Source organism: Algoriphagus ornithinivorans, from assembly GCF_900115305.1.
GTDB classification, from domain to species: Bacteria; Bacteroidota; Bacteroidia; order Cytophagales; family Cyclobacteriaceae; genus Algoriphagus; species Algoriphagus ornithinivorans.
In genome coordinates, this window is the sequence record NZ_FOVW01000001.1 from 394,604 (window position 1) to 413,021 (window position 18,418).

Annotated in this window: 10 protein-coding genes; 3 read left to right on the plus strand and 7 right to left on the minus strand. The window is 39.8% G+C overall.

Annotated elements, in window-relative coordinates:
* Window positions 1–40: 40 nt before the first annotated feature.
* Together BM073_RS01710 and BM073_RS01715 are read right to left on the minus strand one after the other, a co-directional pair.
* On the minus strand, window positions 41–1,915 hold the full coding sequence (locus BM073_RS01710; protein WP_091649393.1) for a PspC domain-containing protein: 1,875 nt from the start codon (window positions 1,913–1,915) through the stop codon (window positions 41–43).
* Between the two features lie 43 nt (window positions 1,916–1,958).
* The gene (locus BM073_RS01715; RefSeq protein WP_091649714.1) at window positions 1,959–2,288 is read right to left on the minus strand and encodes a PadR family transcriptional regulator; all 330 of its coding nucleotides are present in this window, start codon (window positions 2,286–2,288) and stop codon (window positions 1,959–1,961) included.
* Between the two features lie 362 nt (window positions 2,289–2,650).
* Between BM073_RS01715 and BM073_RS01720 the strand changes: the two genes are divergently transcribed.
* Both BM073_RS01720 and porU2 read left to right on the plus strand, forming a co-directional pair.
* Window positions 2,651–3,763, plus strand: coding sequence for a putative type IX sorting system protein PorV2 (locus tag BM073_RS01720; protein ID WP_456151153.1), 1,113 nt, complete (start codon window positions 2,651–2,653; stop codon window positions 3,761–3,763).
* Window positions 3,751–8,772 carry a putative type IX secretion system sortase PorU2 gene (gene porU2, locus BM073_RS01725; protein ID WP_091649396.1) on the plus strand — a complete coding sequence of 1,674 codons (5,022 nt, stop codon included), beginning with the start codon at window positions 3,751–3,753 and terminating at the stop codon, window positions 8,770–8,772. The genes BM073_RS01720 and porU2 overlap by 13 nt, the downstream gene beginning before the upstream one ends.
* Here porU2 and BM073_RS01730 read toward each other — a convergent pair.
* Window positions 8,769–9,464 carry a TVP38/TMEM64 family protein gene (locus BM073_RS01730; RefSeq protein ID WP_091649398.1) on the minus strand — a complete coding sequence of 232 codons (696 nt, stop codon included), beginning with the start codon at window positions 9,462–9,464 and terminating at the stop codon, window positions 8,769–8,771. The two genes, porU2 and BM073_RS01730, sit on opposite strands and share 4 nt — an antisense overlap.
* Window positions 9,465–9,556: 92 nt before the next feature.
* Between BM073_RS01730 and BM073_RS01735 the strand changes: the two genes are divergently transcribed.
* On the plus strand, window positions 9,557–10,720 hold the full coding sequence (locus BM073_RS01735) for a cystathionine gamma-synthase (protein ID WP_262481184.1): 1,164 nt from the start codon (window positions 9,557–9,559) through the stop codon (window positions 10,718–10,720).
* On the opposite strand, the gene BM073_RS01740 is transcribed toward BM073_RS01735, so the two are convergent.
* Genes BM073_RS01740 through BM073_RS01755 form a run of 4 tightly spaced genes read right to left on the minus strand, consistent with a single transcriptional unit; the run spans window position 10,721 to window position 18,383 of the window.
* Entirely contained in the window at window positions 10,721–11,554 is an 834-nt protein-coding gene (locus BM073_RS01740) for a hypothetical protein (protein ID WP_091649401.1), read from the minus strand.
* Window positions 11,555–11,557: 3 nt separating this feature from the next.
* Window positions 11,558–12,508: a Smr/MutS family protein gene (locus BM073_RS01745; protein ID WP_091649405.1), complete on the minus strand. Its 951-nt coding sequence runs from the start codon at window positions 12,506–12,508 to the stop codon at window positions 11,558–11,560.
* A complete protein-coding gene (locus BM073_RS01750) occupies window positions 12,505–13,803 on the minus strand; it encodes a cryptochrome/photolyase family protein (RefSeq protein WP_091649407.1) in 1,299 nt (432 codons plus the stop codon). Before BM073_RS01750 ends, BM073_RS01745 begins: the two co-directional genes overlap by 4 nt.
* 41 nt (window positions 13,804–13,844) lie before the next feature.
* A complete protein-coding gene (locus BM073_RS01755; protein WP_175557824.1) occupies window positions 13,845–18,383 on the minus strand; it encodes a translocation/assembly module TamB domain-containing protein in 4,539 nt (1,512 codons plus the stop codon).
* Window positions 18,384–18,418: the final 35 nt, after the last annotated feature.

Genomic DNA, 18,418 nt, shown 5'->3' on the forward strand with positions numbered 1-18,418 from the left:
AAATACTATCCAATTTTGCTCGGGTCAGGGAGTCAGCAACTTACTTTTCTTCCTCAAATAACTCGTCCTCTGACTCATTATTTTCCTTGCAGGTAAGGCAGACAAGTCCAGCTTCATTAAATGCCCAAACTGTATTGGACCTTACATCTGAGGATCTATAGCCATTTCTGTTTATGGTATTTCTGATGATTTCCAAAATGGATCTCTCGATAATAAATGGCTTATCATAAGGGATTTTCAATACTAGCCTTAATTTTTGATCTCTGAATTTATCCAAATTGCTGATGTCAAATCCCTCACTGAAAGTTAAAACTGAATCCATCACCTGCACTTGGTAAGGGAAAGCCTTTGCATTTTCCATTGCTTCTGCTTTCGTTCTTCCACGGGAGAAATATTCCTGATCCAACACCAGAAGAGAATCAGAAGTACCTTCCAATTTCAGAGAAACTTCATTGAAAGTTGCCTCTTCACTCAAGGGATCAAGTTGGAGTATCAAAATTCCCGGACTTGGATTCAAAGCCTCAGAGGTTTTATACCAGTTCTCTTCTTTGAATTGAGCAACAATTCTAGGGATTTGGAAGGCACATACTCCAACGCAGAATATCCAAGCCGCAAAGGCTACCAATCCAAATCTGTTTCCAATCAGATTCTTTTTCACCAAGACACTCAGGCCTGAAAGGATCAGAAGAATGCCTGGAATAATCAGTAGGAAAGATGCACCCACAACCAACCACACAGGAATTACATTAGAGATCAATTCTATGGGAAGATTATCCATCATGATCTGATATTCATCTGTGGTGAATACTCCCAGATACACTGACATGGCGATGATAGGAGCAATAGTCAGGGATAATCCTATGAAGAATACGATCAAACCGAAAATCACTCGGATCACAGCCAGAAAGAATAATCCCAATGGGCCTAAAGCTTTGCCCAGCGCATCAATCACTTGGCCTAATACCCGAAATGGGGCCAAGAGAATCTTTCTGGTTTGAGATTCAGGTTTGGGTGGCTGCGGGTTCAGGTTTTCCTTTATTGTAGAATCAATGTTATCCAAAGTAATTTCTCCACCTTTCATCCTGATTCTTTCAGTGATCGATGTTGCTACTGGAGTAATGATCCATAGAATCAAATAAATCAATACGCCAGATCCTCCTGCCAAGGTTAGGACTACAAAAGCCAATCTAGTCCAGATGACTTCTACGCCAAAGTAGGCTGCCAATCCACTGGCTACCCCACCCAAAGCTTTATCATCTGGGTTTCTATAGAGTTTTTTGATGTTTTTATCCTCCTCTACATCGTAGGAAACTGGGAGGATAATCCACAATACTATGTAAGCAACAATGGCGAAAAAGCCCAGACCTAAGTTAAATCTGAAATTATCCCATGGGAAAATATCAAAGGCATCGAATCTTAAATTAAGATTTCCTGAAAACAGCAAAAGGATAGCTATCAATCGAGTCCAAAGGGGGTCGATTGAGAAATAATTTGCTAATCCGGCGCAAACTCCACCCAAAATTTTCTTGGGCTCATTTCTCATGAGTTTCTTATAGCCTTTCTTTTCTGCATTCGGAGGAGTTACATATTTGTAAAAATCCTCCTGCTTGGAAGATTCCTTTTCCTCATCTTCTTCTTCCAATGTTTCCTCCACTGATACGAAATCAGCTATAGTTCCCATTTTTTCGATGAGATTATCTACGTTCTCCGCCGTGATTACCTGCTTATTGTTTTTCAGGTTGCTTAAGAAAATCTCCGCAATTCGGTTTTCTATATCCGAGATGATTTCCTGATTGTCTTTGTAAGAAGAGAAATGTTTATTGATTGCGTCCAGGTATTTTCTGAGCGTATCATATCCGTCTTCTTCTATGTGGAAAAGGATTCCACTAATATTGATGCTGATGGTCTTTTTCATTGTCTTTTCAATTTAGGGTCTGCTGATCGGTGCAAAACTTTAATCAATTCTTGGAGGTGATTTCTTGGGTTGAATTGACTAGAGATGCCCAAGTTTCGGTGAGTGTTTGGAGAAAGTCTTTTCCTTTTTCTGTGATGGAATAATACTTTCTGGGCGGGCCGGATTCTGACTCCACCCAACGATACTCTACCAAAGCAGCAGTTTTGAGCCGATTGAGTAGGGGATACAGGGTTCCTTCCACCACGATCATTTGAGCTTGGGTAAGCTCATCGATCAGGTCAGAAGTGTAAACTTCCCCTCTGGAAATTATATGAAGAACACATAACTCCAGAAGTCCCTTTCGCATTTGAATTTGTGTGTTGGCGACGTTCATGATTAGTGGTTTTTTTCGGGAATTCATTCTCCCGACACTTTTATATGAATGAAAAATGATACCAATCTTTTCTAAGCTACCTTGTATAACCTAATTCCTTGCTTTATTGATGCCCTAGGTGATGCATTATTGAAATAAAACATCGATTTTGAGCTGTATAAGCGAATTTTTAATTAATCTTTTAAGTTGAAAAAAAATAAATTATTTTCGGACGATGATTTTAAGATTATTTGATTTGTTAATATGCGTACATTTATGTGTCCGACTGCGAACAGATATAGGACATTTGTATGCTTATTTTCCAGGACTATAAGCTTCTAAAAGAATTTGGTTATTTTGGGATTGTGAAAGGAGATAGTACTATTCAATTTATTTTTTTCTTCCTGCTTCTGGCAATCAGTTGTCAGAGTGAAATGGCGTTCTCCCAAGACCTCACCCCCAAATATTCCAATGAATTTTTGAACATAGGAGTAGGAGCCAGAGCATTGGGCATGGGTGGAGCACAAGTGTCTGCCACCAGAGATGTGACAGCAGCTTATTGGAATCCCGCAGGATTGATGGGTGTCACTCATCAATATGAGGCTATGCTCATGCATGCTGAATATTTTGCAGGAATTGCCCAATATGATTATCTGGCTTTCACAACACCCCTCAAGAATGATAGTCAATTAGCAATTTCTTTGATCAGGTTTGGAGTGGATGATATTCCTGATACCCGTTTCCTTTATGATGCTAATGGAGCGCTGAATTATAATAATATTCAGTTTTTTAATGCAGCGGATTATGCTTTGCTCCTGACTTATGCGAGGGATTTATCTGATCATTTCAAAGTCGGCGCCAATGCAAAAGTGATTCATAGAAATGTAGGAAAATTCGCAAATGCCTGGGGCTTTGGTTTGGATTTGGGTGGAATGTATGTGAAAAAGAACCTGACTTTAGGTTTAATGCTGAGGGATATCACTACGACATTTAATGCCTGGTCCCATAATGCGGAATTGGTGAGAGACATTTACTCCCAGACCAATAATGAGATTCCTGTGAATTCAGTCGAGCTTACCTTGCCTCGAGCAATTAGTAGCTTTACCTATAGTTTTGCTGTTGGGAAACAGTTCAGCCTCTTAACTGCCGTGGATTTGGACATGACCTTTGATGGGCAGAGAAATACGCTAATCTCTACCTCTCTTTTGAGCATAGATCCAAAGATGGGTTTGGAATTAGGCTATAAAAAGCTGGCATTCTTGCGAGCGGGTGTCAGCAACTTTCAGTATATCAAAGATTTTGATGGTGAAAAGTCTATGAGCATGATGCCAAGTGCAGGTTTGGGAGTTTTGCTGAGTGAAAAATTCCAAATTGACTATGCGCTTTCTGATATAGGAAATGTTTCAGAGACACCTTATTCTCATGTATTTTCCGTAAAAGTTTCCCTGGAAAAAATGAAGGACGATTTTCGAAAATTTAAAGGATGGACCTATTGAAAAAGCTGTTCCTTACATATCTCCTGAGTTGCCTGGCATTGGGACTTTTTGCGCAGCAGGGTATCTGGTACTCTTATGATCAAGTCTATTATAAGATTCCGACTGCAAAGGATGGAATTTACAGAATCAACCCTTCAGCACTTCAAAGTGCAGGATTAAATCTTAGCACCACAGACCCACGAAACATCCGGATGTTTCATCGTGGAAAAGAAGTGGCAATTTATATAGAAGGTGAGCAGGACGGAAGACTCAATGAGGGAGACTATATTGATTTTTATGGGATTAGAAATGATGCTAAGCTAGATTCCATCCTTTATAGAGATGTTAAGCCTATCCCTAATCCGTATTTTAACACCCATACAGATACTACCGCTTACTTTTTGACTGTTGCTAATTCGCCAGGTAAGCGAATGGCTGTAAGGGGGACTCCAGCAGCAACTGCACCACAAATTCAGTCTTATCAATCTGAAAGACTTCAGGTATTCAGCGATCAGTATTCTCTCGGAATCAGTTATACCTTGGGCTTTCGCCTTTCTAGCTATGATCAGGGTCAAGGCTGGATGAGCTCAGTGATTTCAAAAGGAGCTACCCGCCAGGTTCCTTTTGGGGAATTGGGCGTCCCAGCATCATCAGGAGATCCTTATTTGGAAATTGGTTTGACAGGAAGATCGGCAAATGCTCATCGGGCCAGAATAACGGCAGGAGTTAGCGGGACCAGTCAGAGGCAGGTTGGTGTTCAGGACTTTTCTGGATTTAATACTGTTTTTACCAGAATTCCACTCAGAATGACGGATTTCAATGCCAACGGGAGTATCGTAATTTCCGTAAATCCGATTGGTTCTGAAGCTGCGGATAATATATCTATTACTTATGCTAAAATTCGCTATTCCAAAAACAAAGGAACTGGTGATTTTGGATCAGAGTTGCTAATCAATCCTGCAGGAAATCAGCAAATTCAATATTCTTCTATTGCCGGGAATTATGCGGCAGTTGAAATATCCGATCCTTCCAATCCGGTTAGGGTTTCCTTATCGAAAAATTCAGGAAACCTAAGTTTACAAGCTGCTGTAGAAGGAAAAGAAAGTAAAATCTGGCTTGAAAACGAAGATGTGATCCAGAAAGTAACTGAGGTAAAACCTATCAAATTCAGAGACTACCTTGGTCAAGCCGCTGATTATATTTTGGTAGGGAGTAAAGCTTTACAAAGACCTTCCAAGAATTTTCAAAATCCCTTAAAGGCATACGCGGAACATAGAGCTTCCCCTCAAGGCGGTGCTTATGATACCCTAACCTTAATTATGGAGGATATCTACGATCAATTTGGTTATGGTGAAAGATCTCCGATTGCACTTTATGAATTTTTGAAGGCCTACTATCCCGTACATAAACCTACCCATATCTTGATGGCGGGAAGAGGTTTGGCTATCTACAGTACTGCTCGTGTGGGTGGTATTACCTATTTCTATCGAAATAACCCGGCAGTGTTTACTCAGCAAGATTTAGTGCCGGTAGGTGGTTATCCTTTTTCTGATGTGGTCTTTACACTCAATTTAGATCCAGCTAATCCTGAGCTCCCGGCCATGGCAATTGGGAGAATACCTGCGAAGGACTCTCAACAGCTGGAAGATTATTTTTATAAAGCGATTGAAAAGGACTTGCTGGGCTTGGAGGCTCCATGGCAAAAAGAAATACTTCATTTAGGTGGAGGGGTTTCTGAGTTCGAATTGAACCGATATTTTAATTTTTTGAACGGGTTTAAAGGAATTGCTGAAGGACCATTTCTAGGAGGAAATGTGACCACTTATAGAAAGCGATCCAATAGTGTAGTGGAGGTCATAGATATCACGGGAGATTTGAATGAGGGAAGGTCTTTGGTGACTTTCTTTGGACATGGATCTCCAACCATTTTGGATATTGATATTGGCTTCGCTTCTGACCCTACAATCAATTATCAGAATAAAGGAAAATATCCTGTAATGCTGTTCAATGGCTGTGATTACGGTAGTGCCTTTGGAACTAATTATACTCAGGGTGAAGATTGGGTCATCACTCCTAATAAAGGAGCTTCTAATATCATGGCGAATTCAGCCATCGGGGTGGATGTGTATTTAAGAAGGTATTCTGATGCCTTTTATTTGAATGCCTTTGCCGATAGTACCAAGATCTACCGTTCTGTAGGAGAAATAAAAATGGAGGCGGAAAGGTTTTTTGTGAGCAGGTATGGTACAGCTCCGCTAAACTATTCTCACATGGAACAAATGATTCTGATGGGAGATCCAGCATTGCGCTTATTTCCGGCGGATAAACCTGATTATTTTGTCACGGAATCTGAGGCTAGAATTGAAAGTTTTGACAATGATCCCATATCGGCCCTTTCTGATAGTCTGAAATTGAATTTTGTATTAAGAAATATAGGAATCGTCGGTTTTGATTCCATTTCTTATCAAGTTCGAAGAAGACTTCCATCCGGAGAAGAAATTACTTATCCAATAGTAAAAACTTCCGCTGTTAGTAGGGTGGACAGTCTTTCCTTTTCTATCCCTAACATAGGGGTAGCTTCTGCCGGTGAAAACACCATTATCTTAGAAATTAATCCTTCCAGAGAAGTGGAGGAAATGTCTTTTTCCAATAATCAGATTACCATTTCTCAATTTGTTCCTTTGAGTGGAACCCTCAATCTGTACCCTCTGGAATATGGGATTGTCAATCAAAAATCCATTGATTTAATCACACAGTTGCCGGGTAATAATCCTACCGACCGGACCGTAATCATGCAAATGGATACGACCTCTAATTTCAACTCGGCTTACCGCAAAGAGATTAGATTGAGTTCTAAGGGTTTGGCAACTTGGAAAGTTGACCTTTTGCCGGGAGCTGATTCAGTCACTTATTTTTGGAGAACAAAATTCCAAGAGCCACGACCGGGAGAAACCGATTCTTGGAGCAGCTCCAGCTTTTCCTTTATTTCAAATGGGCCAGAAGGCTGGACGCAAAGAACCTTCCAGCAAATCGCAGAAAACCAGTTGAGTAATCTAAACATCGATGAAGCTGAAAGAAAATTGGTTTACAAGGATGTAAATCTTGGAGTAGAAGTATTTACAGTTGGTTCTGCTGTTGACACCCTATCTTTTAGAAATACGCAGTTTTATCTGAATAACGTTCCTCAGATTATTGATAACGTCAATAATGCGAATAGTCGACTTTGCCCGAATGGATCCCTCGGCTTAGTGACCTTCCAGCAAAAAACACTTCAACCATACCTGCCTATTCCAGTTCCTGGATTTGATATTTTGGACGGTCGCTCTTGTGGAAGACCACCTCAATTGATTCAAAGTATTCAAAATGCCTGGATTACCTCACCTGGGCAAACTATTTTAAGAGAGTTTACCAATAATGTGGAGCAGGGAGATTTCGTCATCATTTTCTCCGTTGGAAATGTGACATTCGATAGTTGGCCGGAGGAGGCTTATCAATTGATCAAGCAATTCGGTGCAAGTGAAGCTACACTTCGTGCCCTCAAGACTGGTGATCCCTATATCCTTTATGGAAGAAAGGGGATGAAACCAGGGGAAGCTTTGGAAATAGTTGGGAATCCAAATATGGAAGTGCCATCCAATAAGCAGACTCTTTCTTTCAAATCTCAGCTGAAAGGCTATCTGACGGAAGGCTATATTTTCACACCTAGAATTGGACCCGCCAGTTCTTGGGAAAACTTTTTCCAGGCAGTGAAGGATAGACCTTGGATCAACGAGCAGGAGAAGACCTATTTTGATATTTTGGGAGTCAAAGAAAACGGCGAAGAAGAGGTGTTAATCAGCAATGAGAATTCCTCGCAATTAGATCTTTCTTTTATCAATTCCCAGTCTTATCCATATTTGCGCTTGCGGTATGAGATGAATGATCCAAGTTCAACTGCTCCAGCCGACCTAAAAAGATGGCAGGTGAATTATCAGGGCGTACCTGAAGGAGCGCTAATCTTGAAAAATAACCAAGATCGAGTAAATCTTAGAGAAGGAGAATCAGGTAGTTTTAATTTCGAGTTTAAAAATGTTTCTATTCACGACTTCCCGGATTCCATTCAAGTGGACTGGAAGCTGACCAATCTAAAATCTAGGAAGGTTGAATCCTTTTCTAAAAAGTTTGCCGCTTTGAAGGCAGGAGAAAGTTTTACTCATACCATAGAATTCAACTCTATAGGAAAAGGTGGGGAGAATACTTTGGAGATTTTTGCCAATCCTAGAATTCTTCGAGAACAAACTTATAGAAACAATCAAATCGAGGTGGGAACATACTTTGTTGTTCAGGAAGATGATTCTCAGTCCTTGCTGGATGTGAATTTTGACGGGATATATATCATGGATGGGGACATTGTATCTCCGACTGTTTTGATCAATGCGATATTGAAAAACGACCAATCGTTTTTGCATAAAACAGACACGGTGGGACTGGATATTTTCCTGAAAAAGAATTGTGATACCTGTGATTTTACCAGAATTAATTTCTCCAATCCTAACTTGACTTGGACTCCAGCCAGTGATGAAAACGACTTTAGAGTTTCTTTCCAACCAGGTCCTTTAGAAGATGGAGTCTATACCCTCAAAGTTCAGAATCAGGACTCACCTATGCCTTATGAGGTTACTTTTGAAGTTGTTAATGATTCACAGATTTCAAACTTCTATCCTTATCCAAACCCATTCAGTACCAGTGTCCGGTTTGTGTTTACTGTGACTGGTTCGGAAGTTCCTGATCAAATCAAAATTCAAATCATGACTGTGACCGGAAAGGTAGTCAGGGAGATTTTGCAGGATGAGTTAGGGCCCATCCGAATCGGGAATAATATCACTGAATATGCCTGGGATGGGAAAGATGAATTTGGAGATCAATTAGCAAATGGCGTGTATATTTATAGGGTTTTGATACGAAAAAATGGACAATTCATGGAGCACAGACCTACTGCTGGTGATCGTGGATTTACCAAGGGTTATGGCAAAATGTACTTGCTTCGTTAAGCTTTAGATTTTTTCCAATTCACCCAAATTCCCCAAATACTGATTAGGAGAAAAAGGAGGACAAAGCCTATTTGAATGGGATCATTCAGCTTTTCTCTCGCTCCTAAGAAGTCATTGGCTAAAATTCCTGCCAAAAAAGCCAATATGGTCCTAGGAAGCATTCCTGGAATCCCATAAATCAACACTTTTCGAAGGGGGACCTGAAGTGAGGCAAATAAGAAATTAGAAATGGCGAATGGAATCAAAGGACTGATTCGAATGAAGAAAATCAATTTGCCCTCATTGCTTTTCCTTTTTTCTAATTCGTTTAAGAATTCAGGGTTTTTGGCCTCTATTAGTTCCATGAGACCGGAATTAAATAGTCTGCCTAAAAAGTAGCCTATGACATTCGCCATGGAATATGCGAGGATAATGGCTGGTAATCCAGTCCAGCCCAATAGGAAACCGCTGATGACAGCACTTAGAGTAGTAGGTAAAAGAGCCAGTCCCATTACCAAACTTGCAATCAAGATAAAGAGTAGATAAGCAATCCAGGAAAGGGAATCAAAGGCTAGCAGCAGTTGGTAATTTTTGAGGATCCAGGCGCTACCCAAAGCAGGACAAACTACCACCCATAACCAGCTTAAAGTTGCTAAAGGATAAATTTTTAGGTAATCGGGAAAGAAGTTGAAAATACTGCCCTTTTTTGTCATATTTGGTTACCCTTAATGAGAGTTATCTCACATCAGTACAAGTATACAGTAAGGAATTTATTAAAGCCTAAGCCTGTTCGGATATTGTATCAATGAATAAAAATAATTTAATGAAATTCGGTACCAAAGCCATTCATTCCGGTGTGGAGCCTGATTCCTCTACCGGTGCTATAATGACTCCTATTTATCAGACCTCTACCTATGTGCAGCGGTCTCCCGGCGATCATCAGGGATATGAGTATTCTCGTACACATAATCCTACGCGAACAGCCCTTCAAAATAATTTAGCGGCATTAGAAAATGGAAAACATGGAATTTGTTTTTCTTCCGGATTAGGGGCAATTGATGCTGTAATCAAGCTGTTTAATCCAGGGGATGAAATTATCAGTACCAGTGATTTGTATGGCGGAACTTACCGCTTGTTTACCAAGGTTTATGAAAAGTATGGGATCAAATTTCACTTTGTACCCATGACAAATGTTGATTTGGTCGCCGAAAAAATTAATGAGAATACCAAGATGATTTGGGCTGAGACTCCCACCAATCCCATGATGAATATTGTGGATTTGAGAGCACTGTCCAAGTTGGCCAAAGGGAATAATTTGTTATTGGGTGTGGACAATACTTTCGCTTCCCCGTTTTTGCAAAACCCACTGGACTTGGGAGCTGATATCGTAATGCATTCCGTTACCAAATACTTGGGAGGTCACTCTGATGTAGTGATGGGAGCCTTAGTGGTGAATGAGGATGAATTAGCTCAGAGATTAATTTTTATCCAAAATGCATGTGGTGCCGTTCCTGGACCTCAAGATTGTTTTCTGGTATTGAGAGGAATCAAAACTTTGCATATCAGAATGGAGCGACATTCTCAGAATGGAAAAACTATTGCAGCTTATTTAAAAAATCATCCGAAAGTAGAAAAAGTATATTGGCCTGGATTTGAAGATCATCCTAATCATGATATCGCAAAAAGCCAAATGAGAGATTTTGGAGGTATGATTTCATTTTCACTTAAAGGCAATAAACTGGAAGACGCCAGAAAAGTGATGGAAAGCTTCAAGCTTTTTTCTCTAGCAGAATCACTGGGAGGAGTAGAGTCTTTATGTGGTCATCCTGCAACCATGACCCATGCAAGCATTCCCAAAGAGGAAAGAGAAAAAGTAGGACTGGTGGATTCTTTAATTCGTTTAAGTGTGGGAATTGAAGATGCTGAAGATCTGAAAAATGACTTGGCTTTTGCCTTGTCTAGAATCTGATTAAGCTAAAATTTTCTGAAACAAGCTTTGAGCCTGCTTTTCAACTTTGGAAGTCAGGCTCTTTTTTTCTGCGTGGAGGTCTTTCACCCATGCAACATATTTTTTGGACACATCTTCTTTATCTGAGAGAAAATGAGTCAGGGATTGTAACTCCAAGTGGTTGGCATACCAGGGTTTGAGATTTTCTTTCAATCCTTCCATCTCCGCATGAATACTGTCTATAAAAATGGAATTGAAGCCCAAATACAGTAATAGATTCTCCAGCATGATGATTTTTCTCAAGCCTTCAAAAAGATCTCTTAATGCCTTGCTGTCCAGTCTTTGTCTTTGATTGATGTGGAAAAACTCCAACTCTTCCTCAATTAACTGATTGATAGCAGTATTGATGGTCAAAGGCTTGATTTGTTTACTGGCTTCTTGAGATTTCGCCAAAAACTCATCCCAGACTTTCAGGGAACTGCCAACTACCATATCAAAGGTTTCGGAATAAAGTCCCTTTTTGTGCTTGTCAACAAATGTAGAATAAGAATTATAGGTCAGATCTTGATTCAATTCTCTTTGCCTTAATCCTTTTTCAACCAGCTTTAAATGATTGATTTTTCTCAGGTTCTTTTGAAGCTTGCTGAAGGGTGCGAAAAAATCGAACTGCAGGCTTTCCTTTTCAAAATGGATTTTAGCCAAAAGATCTCCATACACTTCCAGAAAACTTAATTTCCCGTAAAGTTCTATGGCTTTCTTGGACTTAATTTGTTTTCCAAGCGTCAGAAATAGCTCCTTAGCCTCGGCATGTTGCTGCTCAAAAGCCTGGAAAATAGGAGAGATTTTCACCTGCATGAATTAGGAAATTCTTACTAAAGTTGCTCCGTAACCCCACTGATCTTTCTGTGTGTCTTGAAAGTACTTAATATTTCCCAATTGACTCAATCGCTTATGAATTTCTTTTCTCAAGACCCCATTTCCTATTCCATGAATAAAGGTGATTTCATCCATTCCGGATTGAATAGCTTGATCCAATTTCCTTTCGAATGTTTCAAGCTGAATCCGTAATTTCTCCGAATTACTCATGGATTGATGATCTTCCACCAGCTCTTCAATATGAAGGTCAATGCTTCTTGCAGGCTTCTTTACAGGTTTTTCCTCCGGCTTGGGATTAAGTTGCTCCAACTCGTAGTTCAAAGACCGAATATCCAATTCTTTGGTAGTCTGTTCCAAGTGGAACAAATAAGCGGATTTATTCAAAAAAGGAGCTGTACTTAAATGCTTGAAAAATTGGGTTGGCTTGATTTTTAACTGCCTTTCAAAAGGAGGAATCCCTTTTTCCAGTCTTTGTTGAATGGGAATAAAACGCAGCAAAAAAGCTGGCCATTCATCCATTTCTTTCAACAGTCTATCGTCAAATTTTTTGGCAATCCCAGGTTTGACTTGTTCTGCCAAAAGAGTTCTCTGATTGTTGCCGAATACCTCAGACACATGAACCAAATAATCTTGCTTCGAGTCATTGATCAGATATAAGCTGAGGTTTTGATCATTGACGGGAACAAATGCTAAATAAATTCCCTGGTCTTTGGGAGCGGAAATAGCCTGAGGAATTTCCGAAAAATCTTCCTGAACTTTACTCTCACCGAAATAGGATTTTTCTACTTCGGAAATGACGACCGCTTCAGATTTCATGGCGGGAATTACAAAACCATCCTCAATTTCTACCTCTATTCTCCCACTTGAGGATATTTTTCTGATTATCCCTTCTTCTTTGCCATGTAGTAATCTTACTCGGTCTCCGATATTCATTGATCCAATGCTTTTTTATAAGTGTCCAGTGCTCTTTGCCTGGCAAATTTATGGTCTACAATCGGATTTGGATACTTATCAGTTCCAAATTCCGGTACCCATTCTTTAATATACTTCAAATCTTTATCAAACTTTTCAGTTTGCGACTCCGGATTGAATACCCTGAAATAAGGCTGTGCATCTGTTCCGGTTCCTGCAGCCCATTGCCAGCCCCCATTATTAGAAGCCAATTCATAATCCAATAATTTGGCAGCAAAGTAAGCCTCACCCCATCTCCAGTCAATCAACAAATGTTTGGTCAGGAAAGATGCCACAATCATTCGCACCCTATTGTGCATGTAGCCTGTTTGATTCAATTCCCTCATTCCGGCATCGACAATAGGATATCCGGTTTTCCCCTCACACCAGGCCTTAAATTCTTCCTCGTTATTTCTCCATGGAATTTGATCATAAGCGGGTTTGAATGCTTTATCAACCACCTGAGGATTATAGGCCAAAATAGTCATATAAAACTCTCTCCAAATCAATTCATTGAGATAGGTATCATTTAGCTTGGCAGCATCCAAAGCCAGCTTTCGAATAGAAATAGTCCCAAAACGAAGATGAATTCCCAGTCTACTGGTACCATCCTTTGCCGGAAAGTTTCGGGTTTTGTCGTATTCAGAAATCAAATCCTTATCAACAGTATTGGACGGAATTGGGATGTCAGTTTTTTCAAAACCTATATCTTCCAAACTCGGAAGCGAAAACGGTTTTGTTTCATAGAGATTTTTCCAGTGAAAATAGGAGAGAGGTTCTATTTTCTGTTTTTTGAATTCCTCCAGCCAAACTTTGCTGTAGGGAGTAAAGACTTTATAAAACTCTCCCGATCCATTTAAAACCTCCCCGGGTTCAAAGATCATTTGATCCTTGAATGTGTAAAATTCTATGTCTTTTTCCTTCAAAAATTTCTCCACCTCCTGATCGCGTTCCTTAGCATAAGGTTCATAATCCCGGTTGGTATATACAGAGGAAATCGAATATTCCTTGCAAAGCTCTTGATATACCTCTAATGGCTTCCCATGTTTTACCAAAATGGAGCTTCCTTTGTCCTTTAATTCATCGTGAATTGAGGTGATTTGCTCATGGATAAATTGAACACGGGCATCTTTTTTATCTTCAAGCTTGTCTAAAATATTGCTGTCAAAAATGAAAAGGGGCAATACATTTTCTTCCTGCTGCAAAGCATAATACAAGCCTGTATTGTCTTCGAGTCTCAGGTCTCTACGAAACCAGAAAATTGTGATTTTTTGCATGGATGTACTTTTTTAGAAAAGTAAGTCTGAGGGGAAATTGTTTATTGATCCTCCTCTTCTTTTCTGAAATATTGCTTAGTTCTGTCTTCTTTCAAAGAATCAAGTCGCTCTTCAATATTGTCTAAATTGATGGGTTTCCAGTTTTCCTCCGAATCTTGATTATATCTCAAATAATTGTCAGAATCCTCATATAAGGGATCTGCTTTCTGCTTTTTTCGGGTGATTTTTTGAAATAATTCAGAGAAGGAGTTGAAGGAGACGTTTTGGGAAATTGAAACACCATAAGTATTCACGTTCCTGGAAAGGGACAGTGAGGTAAAGGTGTTGAAATTATTCCGGTTGAAAATTCTGATTCTATAGACCCCATCATCTGTCAATAAGTATTCAGCTTGCCAATCTCCAATAATAGAAGCAGCATCTGCATTTCCTGTATTGTCCGTAAATCCGCCGTCTCGAGATACTCGAAGTCTTCCGTCGAGGAAAGTATAAGCAACGCTCAATTGGAATGTTTCCAGCGCATTTTGATCTAAGGATGCCAAATCAAAATTGACTTCCAAGTTTTTGTCTACCTGACCCAAGAATGAGTTGAGTTGGGAGGAAAGTAATTGTCCCAAGCTATTGGAGAATGAATTAACACCGGCGAACTGGCCTTCAGGAGAGAAAGAACGGGTCATAATCACAGAGAAAACCTGACGGTTCATCTCCTGCTCATCGTTGTTGATCCTTGACTGAAATGATGAAATTGCTGTTTGTACGTCTCCCGTGTTAGGGAACTGTGAAAAGTCAAACCCAAAATTGATATCCGGTGAAAGAAGCTCTCCATTTAGATTCATGATTACCTCTACCGGAAATCTTCTATTGCTCGTGCTTTGCTGATCCTGAAGGGAGTTTCTGGTTAAAAGAGGAGCGATAGATACAGTCTCCGTATATTTTGCTTTAAGGTTCATGACGCCTTCATATGGATCTCCATACCAAGTGATTCTTCCGCCCGGTTCTACGGTAAACTCCTTTTTCAAAACATTGTAAAGGGAGAAATTATAGGTTGCTTCAGTAATCTCATAACTTCCACTCAAAGAGAAATTCCCTTGTGTATCAATATTCATGGTTAGAAGCCCTCTTCCTCTACCGGAGATTTTTTCTTCTGTCCTTGGGTCAATGATGATTTCAGTGTAAGCATCAGGAGTTACATCCAGCACAAAATTCATTCGGACATTTTCTATATTCAGTCTATTAATGTCATCGGATAAACCCTGCATTCTTACAGTATCCCGAATATTGATAATGTGGATATACTCTTCACTCACTTGCTCATTGCTACTGGTCAGAGGAATGAAAATTCGTGTATTGGGTTGACTGGTCGCTCTCGCATTGATATCCAGATTGGAAGTTGAACCCAGAATATCTATGGTACCGCTCACATAGGCTGTTCCATAAAACACCTCATTATCTCTTGAAGTAGTATTCAATACTTGGAAATTATTGAGTCTGGCATTGATGTCCAGCGTGATATTATTGAGGCTTTGGTATTTAAGACCTCCGTTTAGATTGGCAGTGTTGCCATTCACATCCCTTGCCACCAAACGGTCAAAACTCACTTCTCCCGGTTCGAAAATGATGCTTCCATCCAGTTGATAAAGAGCGTTGAGATAATTTACACGTAGTTTGCCCTGATTAATTCTTCCCTGCCCCAAAAGCCTAGGTTTGGTGACGTTTCCGGTTAATTGGATATCTCCCGAAACTGTCCCACCCATATTGGATAAATAATTGGATAAGAAGGGTTCGAAAATCGCTAATTCAGCATTTCGTAATTCCCCCGCCAAATCAAACTCTTGAGAGTCCAGATCAACTGTACCGCTCATTTGAATTGATTTTTTCTTACTTAAGTAATTTTCCAAAGTAAGATTGAGGATATTCTGCTGCAGATCTGCACTGGCTACAAAATCACCTACTATTATTTCATTGATGCTTAAAGAATCAATTTCAATTTGGGCTTTCAAAGTCCTATCAAATTCCTCACTCGCAGAGATAGTAACCGATCCATTGATGGCTCCTTCGTAAGCTTGGGGAGTTAAGGTGTTGAGGATATTGGCATTTACATTTGAGATAGTTAGATAAAATTCATCTTCAGGATTTGAGCTGAATATACCTTCCAAATCTATTTCTTGATTTCCAGACTGTATCCTTACATTATCAAAAGCGATTTTTTCTGATTCAATCCTGATCTCATTATTGGGGTCAAATTTCCATTCACTATCCAGCACTATTAGCTGAGATGGTTCAAAATTGATACTTGTCTGGGTAGGAGTAAATTGAGCCAAGGCTTTGATTCTAGCCTTGCTCCGGGTTGAGTCCTGATCTAAGGCAAAGTCCAAATTCAAAGCTTCATTACTCCAAATTGCCTCGAATCCAAAATTGCTGAAATCTAGAGACTGCCCAATTTTCTGGGATTTAGAAAAAACGTAGAAGGAGGCCAACACATCCTCGCTATTGATAAGTTTGGATGTATTGAAGTCAATATTGACATTTCTGGCTATGTTGTTTTTGTATTGAATCGTGTCAATACTGGTAAAAAAGTTGAAAATCGTATTCTCCGGTGTTTGATAAAACGCTCCTTCAATCAGCGTGTTTTTGGAGATTCTGTAGTCCGGTTGAAAGAGTTTTAAAAGGGGATTAATATCGATTAAACGAATATTCAAATCCAGTTTATACTCCTTGTTGAAGTATTCTTCAATATCTGCAACGGGAGGCTTTTGCTTGAAAAGTATAGCTAAATATTGGTTAAAAAGGACCGGTAAATCTTTTGCCATTTGCTCCAATTCAAATCTTCCAGAAGCACCAGCCACAATGTAATCTGAGTTGAGAGACATGGTTCGCGTACCTCCCGCAAATAAGGATTGAAAGAAAAAGTCGCCTAATTCCAGAGATCTGCCATCATACCCTATAGCTATATCTTTAAAGCGCATGATTCCCGTCAAAACATCAATATTGATCCCTCTGGTATCAATTTCAAAATCCCCGGATAAGGAAGTTGCTACGTCTGTAAGACGCATTTGGTCCAAATTCGCGGTGTCCAGCTGCATTCGGATGTTGATTGCCTCAGAGGTATCTCTGAGATTGATAGTTCCTGAAGCTTTCAGTTTCAAATTTGGATCGGATATGGATAAGTTTCCCTCAAAAAGGTCCAATCCATAATTCGCATCTGTTCGAATATTGGAATAGGTGTATCCATTAATTCCCAATTTTGAAATCACCGCATCCAAGCCGATCAGGATATCCTCTTTGCTTTTACCCTTTAGATTGACATTCCCCTCTAAGCTGATTTTTTGCAGCAATTCCGGATTTTCAGCCAAGACACCCAGATCTAGATTTTTGATGGAAACTTTTGAGACGATCGAGTTTACTCCGTCTTTTTGATCAAAATTGACACGTCCGTTTAATTCCCCTATGCCAGTACGAAACTGTCCATTCGTTGTGAATCTGCTTGGCAAACCTGCAAAATCAGCACTGAGTCTGATCGTTTTAAATTTGCGAATCTCTTTTTCAATTTCAGGGCTTAAATAGGGTCCTAAATCGCTGGCTTCGATAGTGGAGTTTTGTAGAGAAAGATTGATGTAGGTTTCCTCAAAATTGGGCAGACCGTCCAATCGGAAGGATCCAAATATTTCCGTTTTCTTTCCCAATCTTAGGAGGAATTCCTCGGATCTTATATCTGAAACAGGTCCTTGTACCTCTCCTGTTAGGATGATGGCATCCTCAATATCTGGAAGTGTGGGTGCAAAAAAACGCAAATCCTCCAGACTGAGTACTGTTTCTTTCATTCTGGTGATGGCGACTACCTTATTGATGAAATCCGAGAAAGCACTTGGACTAGCATATTCGAATCTTAAAAAATCCTTGATATGACTTTGGTTGGTAATCAGATTTAATTTATCAAACTCAAGAAACTCGGAAGAATAAGTGAGCTGAGTTTGCAATTCTTTGATCGTCAATCCTGAGCCTTGCTCTACACCTGTCAGAAGACCTATATCAACTCCAATTTCATCTCCATCCACATAAAAATCAGAGGCACTGATGGCAATATCAGCGAAGCGCATGTGGTTATAGTCCAGCCCTTTTTCTATGACTGGTAAGTTGTAATTGACCAATGAAAACCTGGAGTTCCTTAGGTCAATCTGGCCAATTCCAAATTTGGTAGATCCTCCGCTTTTTCCTGACCCGAAGAGTTCATTTAATTCTTTGATCCATGAATTGATATTCATAGATGAGTCTCCCTCATGGGTAAAGAATTGTACTGTAGCTCTTTCCAATCTTACCTCATCCAAAGAGGGATTGTTTGGAGGAAGCAAGGACTGCAGTTGAAAATCAATAAATGCGCGATCTGCAGAGAGCATGATGCTGTCTCGGTGGTCTTTTACTTCTAAACCGGATATTTCTAAGGCGTCCCACCAATTCAGGTCAATCCTATCAATATTGGTGGTGAACTGGGAATTTTTATTGAGATATCCTGTTAATTTATCTACAGCCCAATTTTGAAACTTGGGGGTTTGGAGAAGCAAAGCCAGTGCTATTACACTGATCACCAGCATTAAGATTACCCAAAGGAGTATTCGAAAGG